General features: G+C 63.0%; 1 protein-coding gene. It reads left to right on the forward strand.

All coding sequences use genetic code 11. From position 1 onward, the window contains the following. Positions 1-76 precede the first annotated feature (76 nt). Positions 77-1,951 (forward strand): type VI secretion system baseplate subunit TssF (tssF, locus tag GV035_RS26460; RefSeq protein ID WP_159838666.1); only part of this gene is annotated, 1,875 nt, incomplete at its 3' end.

Here is a 1,951-nt window from a genome sequence, read left to right on the forward strand (position 1 = left end):
TTTTCGAGACGAATTTACTCGCTAGGATGCATACACCTGCCGATTCAATCCGGCTCACGCCGCACGCCGACCCTCAATGGACCCGAAGCTGCTCGACGCGTACAACCAGCAACTCCTTTTCATGCGCGAGAGCATGGGCGAGTTCGCGCAGCTTCGTCCCAAGATCGCCCAACGCTTAGGACTGCAAGCTGGCGAGGTGGCCGACCCGTATGTCGAGCGCCTGATCGAGTCGTTCTGCCTGACGGCTGCACGCATGCAGCTCAAGGTCGACGCTGAATTCCCGCGCTTCACGCAGCGTCTGCTCGAAGTCATCTACCCGAATTACGTCGCGCCGACCCCGTCGATGACGGTGGTGCGCGTCTATCCAAGCCGCACGGAGGGCAATCTCGCGGCAGGCTTCCATCTGCCGCGCGGCACGCTCTTCAACGCACGCGCGCCGGATGGCGAGCGAACTGCCTGCCAGTTTCGCAGCGGCTCGCCGCTGACGCTCTATCCGATTGAGATCAAGGACGCGCGGCTCACCGGCATTCCGCCGATTCCGTCGCTTGATCGCTACGTGCCGCCGGACCGTAGGGTGCGCGGCGCGTTGCGCCTCACGCTGCGCACGACCAACGAAACCGCCATTGCCGATCTGAAGAATCTGGATCGGCTGCCGGTGTGCCTGGCTGGCGACGATCATGTGGCATCACACCTGTTCGAATTGCTGCACGCATCGAACATCGCCACGCTCGTCGGCGAGCCCGGGCAGTTCGCCGATGCCGGACAGCGCCCGGCGGTCGTGAGCGATCAGCCGGTCGCGCATCATGGTCTGGGCGTCGATGAAGGGCTGCTTCCGCTTATTTGGTCCAAATTCCACGGCCACAATTTGCTGCACCAGTTTTTCGCGTTCCCGAGCCAGTTCTACTTCTTCACGCTCACGGGCCTGCAGGCCGGCTTCAAGCGCGTGTCGGGGCGCGAAGTGGAAATCATCGTGCTGCTCGACCGATCCACGGATCGTCTGGCGCATCTCGTCGACGCCTCGCAGTTCGCGCTCTTCTGCACGCCCGCCATCAATCTGGTGCCCAAACGGACCGATCAGATTGAACTCGATCACGGCGCGACCACGTTCCGCCTGGAGCCCACCAAACTCGAACCGCTCGATTACGAGGTGTTCGCAGTCGAAGGCGTGAGCGGCCAGAAGTCCAAGCAATCCACGGAACTGCCGTTCCAGCCACTCTTTCACCGGCTCAACAACGACGAAGGCAACGCGGGACGCTATTTTTCGACGCGTCGAGAACGCCGCTTGCCCTCGGACACGACGCGCCGCTATGGCACGCGCACGCCGTACATCGGCACCGACATGTTCGTGTCGCTGGTCGATCAGCACGAGGCGCCGTATCGCGAGCCAATCCGTTATCTGTCGGTCGACGCCTGGGTCACGAACCGGGACTTGCCGCTGCTCATCGCTTGCAACGGCGTGGACGATCTCGAATCGGGCGATGAGGATTCCATCGCCAGCATCGGATTGATACGCCCGCCGAGTGCGCCCCGGCCACCGTATGCCGAAGGCGAGAAGGCCTGGCGGCTGCTGCGGCAATTGAACTTCGCCTATCTGCCGTTCAGCGACATGGATCACCGCGAGGGCGGTCAGGGGCTGCGCGAGATGTTGCGCCTGTTTCTGTCGAACGAGGACGTCGAGCAGCAACGTCAGGTCGAGGCGCTCGTGGGCGTGAAGACGCAGCCCATTCACGACATGTTGCCGCCTGACGAGCGCAATGGACCGATCGTGTTCGGACGCGGCATCGAGTGCGTGTTGACAGTCGACGAAAGCGGCTTCGCGGGCGTGAGCCCGTACCTTTTCGGGCTGATCCTCGACCATTATCTGGCGCGTCAGGTCTCGAGCCATTCGTTCACGCAGACCGAACTGCGCTCGGTGCAGCGGGGCGTGATCGCGCGCTGGCCGGTGCGCATG

The sequence above is a fragment of the Burkholderia sp. 8Y genome, assembly GCF_902506145.1.
Classification (GTDB): domain Bacteria; phylum Pseudomonadota; class Gammaproteobacteria; order Burkholderiales; family Burkholderiaceae; genus Caballeronia.